Origin of the sequence: Streptomyces sp. WAC05292, assembly GCF_003949955.1 — a bacterium.
Lineage (GTDB): Bacteria > Actinomycetota > Actinomycetes > Streptomycetales > Streptomycetaceae > Streptomyces > Streptomyces globosus.
In genome coordinates, this window is record NZ_RPSE01000271.1 from 1 (window position 1) to 8693 (window position 8693).

Consider the following 8693-nt stretch of genomic DNA (forward strand, 5'->3'; position numbering starts at 1 on the left):
GCGGTGGCCGATCAGCCGGCATCAGGGGTGGTGCTGGGGGTGTCCCGGGCAGTTGATGGTGTCCGGGGCGGGCCGGTCTCTCAAGGGCGCTCCTCCTTCGTCGTCGCGTCGCTGCGCGATGGCCCTTGCGGGCCACCCTTGACAGACCGACCCGCCCCGGAGGCATTTTTTCTGCCGGGACGCCCCCAGGGGAACGGCCAGGGGGGACGAAGACCATCGGGGTTCGTCAGAGCCCTTGCCCTCCCGCTCCGGCGGCCGTGTCCTGTCCCCCGGCATCAGCAGCCCCGGCGGCGAAGGCCCGGAAGGTCTGTGACGTCGCGAAACGATGCTCAGAGCATCATCCGGAGACAGGAGCGCCCCAGATCGCTACGCGGCCCGGCTCTGTTCGGCGGCCGTCGGCCGTCAGGGGCGGGCAGACGCGGCAGATCGCTACAGGGGCACCCTCGGCTCGGCGACCGGCCGCCGTCAACGGTTGGAAGGCGCGACGGATCGCTACAAGGGCGCCCTCGGCCCAGCGGCTGAAGGCCGTCACCGGCCAGGAGCGCAACAGATTGCCACAGGGCGCCCTCAGCTCAGCGGCTGGCAGCCGTCACGGGCCGGGCGACGCGACGGATCGCTACGGGTGCGCTGTCGGTTTGGCGGCTGGCGGCCGTCAGGAGCACGCATTCGCGACGGATCGGTGCAGGGGCGCCCTCGGCTCGGCGACTGACCACGGTCACGGGCCGAGGGTGCCCAACAGATTGGTACAGGGGTGCCCTCAGCCCGGCGGCCATCGGCTGTCAGGTGCGGGGGCAGATCGCTGCGCGGGCGTCGTCGGCAGGGCGGCTGTGTGCCGACGACTGTCATGCGATGCGGAGTGCCCAAGGCCGTTACCGGGCACGCCTTTGGCGGCTTGGGGCCGTCCCCCGAGGCGGCCCCTGGGGTCGCGCAGCGCCCCAGCCGCCCCCACGCCTCCTTCCTTATCGAGCCTCGCCCCGCCTCCTGGGGCGGCGAAGCGCCCCCGGTCACTGCGTGTGTTTCCGGCAGCCTCGGTGGCCGACTGCCGACGAGTGTCGTGGGGTGCGAAGCGGCCCAGCTCGCTTCCCGCTGCCCTGCAGCCGACGGTTGGCCGCCGGTCAAGGGCGGCCACCTTGTCGTCCGGGGCGCTCTCGGCCGCTGGCGGCCGGACGCCGAACCGACGGTGCGCACGTAGTGATCCGGGGCGCTCCTGTCCCCGGACGATGCTCTGGACGTCGTTTCGTGCGGTCACCGCCCTGACTGGCCCCCGCCGACGGATCTGCTGATCCCGGCGGGACGGGATGCGGCGGGCGGGGCGGGAGAGAAAGCTCCCTGATGTGCCTGGTGGCTCATGGTCCCTCCAGGCCATTCCCCTGGGGGCGTCCCGGCAGAAAAAATGCCTCCGGGGCGGGCCGGTCGGTCAAGGGGGGCCCGCAAGGGCCATCGCGCAGCGACGCGACCGGAGGGAGCGCCCTTGAGGGACCGGCCCGCCCCGGACACCATCGACTGCCGGGGACACCCCCGGTCACGATTCCACCGCCGTCCGGTCGGCTTCCGCCGGCCCGTATCCCGCCGTCGCGTCTGGGCGACGGCTGTGGTGCTTCCGCCGGTCTGGTCCCCGCCGTTGCGTGTCCGTCTCCGGCTGGTCGGCTTGCGCCGAACCGCGTGCCGGCGGCGCGGCTCCGGTGCCGGCCGACCCGTGTCCGCCGGGCTCTGCTCCTGCCGTCTCCCCGCCGACCCCGGTCGGCCTGCTGCCGCCGAGCGCACCTCCGCCGCGCGGGTGCTACGCCCCGTCCATCGGTGGGGTTGCCGCGGCGGCGAGGAGGGGGGCCGCCCAGGCGGGCAGTGCGGCGGCGGCCGGGAAGGGCGACGGCGGGTCGGTGGTGATGCCGATGCCGCCCGCGGGGTCGCCGTACGTGAAGCTCGCCGACCACCACAGCCAGGAGCCGACGAACCCGTTGGCGCTCCCCGCCAGGGCCAGCCCTCCCCGCAGGGCGGGGGTTTCGTACCAGTAGCCGGTCAGGACGCCCGCCCGGGCCGCGGCCTCGTCGGTGTCCGCCGGCTGCGAGTCCGCGGCGAGGGCCGCGGCGATGATCGGTGCCGAAAAACGGTTGTGGGCGACGAACCTGCCGGCGTCGCGGACGACCGCGTCCAGGAGGAGGGCCGGAAGCCCGAGGGCGGCGGCCTCCAGGTGCTCCACGAGGGCGTGGGCGTCGGGGTGGGCCGCGGTCTCCGGGCCCGGCACCACGCGCAGGCCCTCCAGCAGCCCGGTGTCCGCGGCCCCGGCGGCGAGGGCCCGGACGTACGCCAGCACCCGCACCGTCTGCCAGCGGCACAGGGTGTCGAGCAGGGCGAGCCGCGAGCTGCGGAACGCCGGGCGGGACGGCCAGTCCACGGCCCGGACCGGGTCACCGAGCGCGCGCAGCGCGGCCGGCACGGGGCCCGGGAAGACCCGGCGCTGTCCGGGGGCGGCGCCCCGGCCGGTCGCCGAGCGGAAGCCCGGCCATGCGGGCGGGGTGGTTCTTCCCGGTTCCTCGCTGTCGCTGGTCATGCGTCATGCCCTTCCGCCTCGGCTCCCGCGGGCCCCGGCGGTCGTGCCGTTCCCCGAAGCAACCACGCGGCACGCGCCGAAGCGGTTCCCAGCCGTCACGGGAACCACTCGGGCCCCAGACGACGCGGGGCCGCTCGCCGGTCCGGGGCCCGGACCCGACGCCGAACCGCTCGGCTGCGCTCAGGCACGAGAGCGCCTCCGGACGGTGGAACGCCGACGGGCAGCAGGCGAAGAACGGCGCGGGCTCGTGCGAAGGGTGCGACCGGCTACTCGGCGGCTGTGTCCGTGCCGTGCGGCCGGTGGCGGACCGGCGGTGTCTGCGCTGCCGGGTCGGGCTCCGATGCCGCCCCGAGTGCGGAGCTCAGGTAGCGGTGGACGACATCGAGCTCGCCGGGGGTGAAGTCGGCGGCGGCGTCGACCAGGCGGCCGATGAGCGGGCCGAAGAAGGACCATCCCAGATCCACCGCCTGGGGCTCCACCGACAGCAGTACGCGCCGGCGGTCCCGGTCGTCGCGGCCGCGGCGGACCAGCCCCTGCCGCTCCAGGCGGTCGACGAGGGAGGTGACCCCGGCCGAGTTCAGCCGCAGGGCCGCGCCGAGCCGGCCCGGGGTCGCCCGGGTGCCCGCGCGGTCGGAGTCCAGCAGGAAGATCAGCGCGCGCAGGTCTGTCGGGTGCAGGCCGTGGCGGGCGGCGAATTCGGCGCCGCGCAGGTCGAACTCCACGGTGACGGCCCGCAGCAGGTGGACCAGCCGCATCTCGGGGCCGTCGGGTGGCGGGGTGAAGGAATCGCTCACTTGGCTATTATCTCGCTCAGCGAGAGAATGGGTCAACCGTCGGGACCCGTCGTCGACCGTCGTCAACCGGCGGCACCGTCGTCCCCGTAGGGAGCCAGCCGTGCACGATCCCCTGCCCTTGTCCGTGCCTGCCCCGCCCGGCGCCTTCGCCGGGGCGCGGTTCTCCGCCGCGTACGACGCCCTGCTCGCCCGCTGGCCTGCGGGGACCGAGGAGTTGGATGTCCCCACGCCCTTCGGCACCACCCGCGTGCACGCCCACGGGCCCGCCGGCGCCCCGCCCGTGCTCCTGCTGCCCGGGGGCGGCGCCACCGGCGCCGTGTGGTTCCGCACGGCAGCCGCGCTCGGCGCGGCCCACCGCGTGCTGGCCGCGGACATCCTCGGCGACGCCGGGCGCAGCGTCCCGCAGGGGCGGCCGCTGCGCACCACCGACGACCTGATGGCCTGGCTGGACGCGCTCCTCGACGGCCTCGGCGCCGACCGCGCCCACCTCGTGGGGCACTCGTACGGGGCCTGGATCGCCCTGAGCCATGCGCTGCGGCGCCCCGACCGGGTGGACCGGCTGGTGCTGCTCGACCCGACGCAGTGCTTCGCCGGTTTCCGCCCGGGTTTCCTGCTGCGCTCGCTGCCCGTGCTGCTGCGGCCGACCGCCGCCCGGGCGCTGGCATACGTGGACCGCGAGACGGCCGGCACGGCCACCGACCCGGAGTACAAGCGCCTGTTCGCCTGCGCGGCGGAGGCCTTCGCCGGGCAGCGGCCGGTGACGGGCCGCCGCCCGGACCCCTCCGCCCTGCGCGCGCCGCTCCTGGTGCTGCTGGCGGAGCGCAGCGCGGCCCACCGCGCCGGGGCCGTAGCGGCGCGCGCCCGCGCCGCCGTCCCGCACGCCGGCGTGGAGACGCTGCCCGGGCTGACGCACTTCGCGCTGCCGACGGAGCTGCCGCCCGGGGCGCTGGCCCGCATCGGCGCCTTCCTCGACGGCCCCGCCTGACGGGGCGGCGGCCCGCCCGGCGGGTGCCGGGCGGGCCGGCCCGTCAGCCCTTGCCGAGGAGCTTCTGCATGTGGGCGATCTCGGCCGTCTGCGAGGTGATGATCGCCTGTGCCATCGCCTTCGCCTCGGTGGACGCGCCCTGGGTCTGCTCGGTCCGGGCCATGGCCACGGCGCCCTCGTGGTGCTTGACCATCAGCTCCATGAAGGCCGTGTCGAAGGCCTTCCCGGAGGCGGACTTGAGGCCTTCCATCTCCTGGGCGGTCATCATGCCGGCCGCGCCGCCGTGGCCGGAGTGGTCCGCCGGGCCCTCGGCGGGCGGCTGCTCGCCCCAGGAGGCGAGCCAGCCGGACAGCGTCCGGATCTCCGGGTCCTGGGCCTTCTTGATCTCCTCGGCCAGCTTCTTCACCTCCGGCGACGCGGCGCGCGAGGGGGCCAGGTCGGCCATCTCCACGGCCTGCCGGTGGTGGGGGATCATCCCCTTGGCGAAGGCTACGTCGGCCGCGTTGTGCCCGGCCGCGGAGGCCGGCGCAGACGGGGCGGCGGACGGCGCGGAGGAGGCTCCGTGCCCGTTGTGTCCGGCGGCTGCGCCGTCGGCGTCGGCGCTGCCGCTGCCGCACGCGGTCAGGGCGAGGGCGGCCGCTCCGGCCGCGAGGGCGGCCGCGGTGCGGCGGGCGAGGGAACGCTTGCTGCTCATGCTGCAACTCCTTGCTGCGCAGCCGCCCGTACGGGGGACTGCGCGGGAAACGGATGTCGAGGGGCCGGAGCGCGGTGCGGCCGCCGCCCACGGGGGCAGGGCGCGCTGCGCGGGCGGCTCTAGATCCGCAGGAGTTGGAGTTCCGCCAGGTCGGGCGGGGCCCGGCCGGCCTGGCCGTCGTCCGCTGCGGCCCCGGAGAGCGGCGGCGGGGCCGCGGCGCCGGTGAGGGCTGCGGTGAGGGCGGGGGGAGCGTAGGCGGAGGCCGTGCCGGCGGCCGCGCAGGTCGCGTCGGCGTGGGCCAGGTGGCCGGAGCCGTCGGCCGAGTGCGAGCAGTCGGCCGATGCCGGGTCGGGTTCCGCCGGGCCGGTCGCCGGCGTGTGCCCGGGATGCCGGTCGGCCGTCCCCCCGACGGCGGTGCGGGGTGCGGCCGCGGCCGGGTCCGGCGGCAGGGCGTGCATGCCGAGCACGCCGGCCAGGACCAGCAGCACCAGCAGCACGAAGGCGCGCCCCGCGGAGCGGGGGCCGAGCGGCTGTCCGGTGCTGGTCACGGGGTCATCGTACGGGCCGGGCCGCGAGCCGGGCGCACGGCCCCGCACCGTGCCCCCGACGGCCCGCCCCGGTGCCGCCCGGCGGTTCCGGGCGGCGCGCGGCCGTCAGCGGGCCGTGTCGGCCAGCGGGGAGGGGGAGGTCTCGCGCTGGTGGGGGACCGCCGCGTGCGGCGGCACCGCGTGGAGGTCGTCGCCGCGGAAGGAGACCGTGCGGGTGGGGGCGGGGATGGAGATGCCCTCGGCCCGGAACCGCTGGTGCAGCCGCTTCACGAACTCGTGCTTGATCCGGTACTGGTCGCTGAACTCGCCCACGCCCAGGATCACCGTGAAGTTGACCCGGGAGTCGGCGAACGTGTGGAAGCGGACGGCGCCCTCGTGCTCGGGGAGGGCGCCGCCGACCTCGGCCATGACCTCGTCGACGACCTCCAGCGTGACCCGCTCCACCCGGTCCAGGTCGTTCTCGTAGCCGACGCCGGCCTGGACGAGGATCGTGAGCGGCTGCTCGGGCTGCGTGAAGTTGGTCATGTTGGTGCGGGCGAGCCGCTGGTTCGGGATGATGACCAGGTTGTTCGAGAGGTTGCGGACCACCGTGTTCCGCCAGTTGATGTCGACGACGTAGCCCTCCTCGCCGCTGCTGAGGCGGATGTAGTCGCCGGGCTGCACCGTCTTCGACGCCAGGATGTGCACGCCCGCGAAGAGGTTCGCCAGGGTGTCCTGGAGGGCCAGGGCGACCGCCAGGCCGCCGACGCCGAGCGCGGTCAGCAGCGGTGCGATGGAGACGCCCATCGTCTGGAGGGCGACCAGGAAGCCCATCACCAGCACCACGACGCGCGTGATGTTCACGAAGATGCTCGCCGACCCGGCGACGCCGGTCCGGGACGACGCCACCGACTGCACCAGACCCGCGATCACCCGGGCCGCGCTGAGCGTGGCGATGAGGACCAGCAGCGCCGTCAGCGAGTCGTTGACCAGGCCGGAGAACCGGGCGGTCAGCGGCAGCGCCGAACAGCCCACCGCGGCGCCCGCGATGAGTGCCGCACCCGGCGCGACGGGGCGCAGGGCGTCGACGATGACGTCGTCGCCCGCCCACTTCGTCTTGGCGGCGTGCTTCGCCAGCCGCTTGAGGACGGCCCGCAGCAGGAGCGCGGCCACGGCGCCCGCCGCGAGCGCGATGCCGGCCGCCAGCCAGTCGCCCAGAACGAGACCCCGGGTCAACGGACACCCCCCGATGCCGCCGGGAGCCGCGCCGGGAAATGAGTCGTCGTCACCTTGCCACCTGTCAGTTTGTCGTGCGTACAGCCGAGTTCGTCGCATGCGTGTGCGCATCCGGAACGGACGGCCATCCTGCCGCATGCCGGCGGCGGCGGTGCAGGTGGGCTGCCGGTGAGGTGGCGGGCGCCGTGCGAGGGGCCCGCCACCGCGCCCGGTCAGTCGCGGGCCGGGTTCCCGCCCGCCGGGACCAGGCCGTCTTCGACCAGGCCGGCCAGCACCGCCTCGCCGAGCGCGCGGACCGCGGACTGCGGCCTGACCATGACGGTGAACTCCTTGATCCGGCCGTCTTCGGCGAAGTGCAGCAGGTCGATGCCGTGGATCTCGCGGCCGTTCACCGTGGTGCGGAACAGCAGCACCTCCGACGCGGTCTCCGCCCCGTCCGTGCTGGTCTGGGAGCTGCCGTCGAAGCGCCCCACGTAGCGGAAGTCCTCGAAGATGCGCAGCAGGACCCCGAACAGGCCCAGGACCATGGCCCGGCCTTCGAACGGGGTGAACTTCACCGGGCTGTAGAAGCGGACGTCCTCGGTGAACAGCTCCTTCAGTGCCGCGTGGTCGCGGCTTTCGACGGCGGCTCGGAAACGGTCTGCTGTGTTCAAGGCCCCTCCAGGTGCATCCACGGCCATCGGCCCACGGTCATCGGCGATCGGCCCTCGGTCATACTCAAGGAAGTGAGTAGTCAGATTCTTGAGTACCATGGAGGTGGCGCCCCTGCCCAGAGCGCGGGCGGAGGAAGGGCGCCGCGATCACCGGGAGGCACCCCATGGCGCTGCGCCACGCCGTGCTGGCGGCCCTGCTCGACGCCGAGCTGAGCGGCTACCAGCTGGCCAAGTCCTTCGGCATGGGCGTGGCCAACTTCTGGTACGCCCTGCCCCAGCAGCTCTACGCCGAACTCGCCCGCCTGGAGAAGGACGGCCTGGTCGCCGGCAGGGAGGTCGTCCAGGACTCCCGCCCCAACAAGCGCCTGTTCACCGTCACCGGGGCCGGGCTCGCGGAACTGGAGCGGTTCACCGCCGAGACCGCCAAGCCCTCCTTCATGCGCGACGACCTCGTCGTCAAGGTCCACTCCGCCGACCACGTCGACACCGCGCCCCTGATCGCGCAGCTCACCGAGCGCGCCGGCTTCTCCCGCGCCAAGGCCGACCTCTTCACCCGGCTCCTGGAGGCCATGCGCGGCAGCCGGACCGAGGAGGAGTTCCTGCGCCGCGGCGAGCGGGTGGGCCCGTACCTCACCTGCCTCGCGGGCCTCGCCTACGAGCACGCCAACCAGCAGTGGTGTGAACGCTCCGCCGCCGTCCTCCGCGAAAGGCAGGCCGCCCGTGCCCACCGCTGAACCGCACCCCGCCGGCGGCACGCCGCCCGCCCCCTGGCCGCGCAGGCGGTACGTCGCGCTCGGCGACAGCCAGACCGAAGGCGTCGGCGACGGCGACGACACCACCGGGCTGCGCGGCTGGGCCGACCGGCTCGCCGAGCTGCTCGCCCCCCACAATCCCGGCCTGGAGTACGCCAACCTCGCCGTCCGCGGCCGCCTCGCCGGCCACGTCCGCTCCCTGCAACTCGCCCCCGCGCTCGCCCTGCGCCCCGACCTGGCCACCGTCGTCGCCGGAATGAACGACCTGCTGCGGCCCCGGTTCGACGCCGACGAGGTCGCCGCGGACCTGGAGGCGGTCTTCGCGGCGCTCACCGCGCAGGGCGCCCGCGTCGCGACCGTCACCTTCCCCGACATCTCGCGGATCACCCCGCTCGCCCGGCCGTTCGCGCCCCGCGTCGCCGCCCTCAACGACCGCATCCGGGAGTCGGCCCGCAGGCACGGGGTGGTGGTCGCCGAGACCGCCCACCCCCCGGTGGTCACCGA

Annotated in this window: 9 protein-coding genes; 3 read left to right on the forward strand and 6 right to left on the reverse strand. The window is 75.1% G+C overall.

All coding sequences use genetic code 11. The annotated features are described in order from the left end of the window. Positions 1-1780 precede the first annotated feature (1780 nt). The gene (locus EF903_RS23410) at positions 1781-2548 is read right to left on the reverse strand and encodes a hypothetical protein (RefSeq protein ID WP_125546231.1); all 768 of its coding nucleotides are present in this window, start codon (positions 2546-2548) and stop codon (positions 1781-1783) included. Positions 2549-2814: 266 nt separating this feature from the next. Next, positions 2815-3303 carry a MarR family winged helix-turn-helix transcriptional regulator gene (locus tag EF903_RS35930; protein WP_125546244.1) on the reverse strand — a complete coding sequence of 163 codons (489 nt, stop codon included), beginning with the start codon at positions 3301-3303 and terminating at the stop codon, positions 2815-2817. A gap of 139 nt (positions 3304-3442) precedes the next feature. Between EF903_RS35930 and EF903_RS23420 the strand changes: the two genes are divergently transcribed. Beyond that, positions 3443-4327, forward strand: a complete 885-nt coding sequence (locus EF903_RS23420) for an alpha/beta fold hydrolase (protein ID WP_260615823.1) — start codon at positions 3443-3445, stop codon at positions 4325-4327. 43 nt (positions 4328-4370) lie between these two features. Here the strand turns inward: EF903_RS23420 and EF903_RS23425 are convergent, their stop codons facing one another. The 4 genes from EF903_RS23425 to EF903_RS23440 form a co-directional block, all read right to left on the reverse strand. Then, positions 4371-5021, reverse strand: coding sequence for a DUF305 domain-containing protein (locus EF903_RS23425; protein WP_125546234.1), 651 nt, complete (start codon positions 5019-5021; stop codon positions 4371-4373). Positions 5022-5140: 119 nt separating this feature from the next. Next, positions 5141-5569 (reverse strand): DUF6153 family protein, encoded by a 429-nt coding sequence (locus tag EF903_RS23430; RefSeq protein ID WP_125546236.1) that lies wholly within the window; start codon positions 5567-5569, stop codon positions 5141-5143. Positions 5570-5674: 105 nt separating this feature from the next. Beyond that, positions 5675-6784, reverse strand: a complete 1110-nt coding sequence (locus tag EF903_RS23435) for a mechanosensitive ion channel family protein (protein ID WP_185902782.1) — start codon at positions 6782-6784, stop codon at positions 5675-5677. 212 nt (positions 6785-6996) lie between these two features. Further along, positions 6997-7437, reverse strand: coding sequence for a nuclear transport factor 2 family protein (locus tag EF903_RS23440; protein WP_125546240.1), 441 nt, complete (start codon positions 7435-7437; stop codon positions 6997-6999). Positions 7438-7601: 164 nt separating this feature from the next. On the opposite strand from EF903_RS23440, the gene EF903_RS23445 reads away from it, so the two are divergent. Together EF903_RS23445 and EF903_RS23450 are read left to right on the forward strand one after the other, a co-directional pair. Beyond that, a complete protein-coding gene (locus tag EF903_RS23445; protein WP_125546242.1) occupies positions 7602-8171 on the forward strand; it encodes a PadR family transcriptional regulator in 570 nt (189 codons plus the stop codon). Further along, the coding region (locus EF903_RS23450) for an SGNH/GDSL hydrolase family protein (RefSeq protein WP_148142558.1) at positions 8158-8693 on the forward strand (536 nt) is incomplete at its 3' end. The genes EF903_RS23445 and EF903_RS23450, both read left to right, overlap by 14 nt.

What these genes read in the sequence shown, in the direction of transcription:
- EF903_RS23410 (WP_125546231.1), bottom strand. Translation starts at nt 2,548, where the DNA reads ATGACCAGCGACAGCGAGGAACCGGGAAGAACCACCCCGCCCGCATGG.
- EF903_RS35930 (WP_125546244.1), bottom strand. Translation starts at nt 3,303, where the DNA reads ATGCGGCTGGTCCACCTGCTGCGGGCCGTCACCGTGGAGTTCGACCTG.
- EF903_RS23425 (WP_125546234.1), bottom strand. Translation starts at nt 5,021, where the DNA reads ATGAGCAGCAAGCGTTCCCTCGCCCGCCGCACCGCGGCCGCCCTCGCG.
- EF903_RS23445 (WP_125546242.1), top strand. Translation starts at nt 7,602, where the DNA reads ATGGCGCTGCGCCACGCCGTGCTGGCGGCCCTGCTCGACGCCGAGCTG.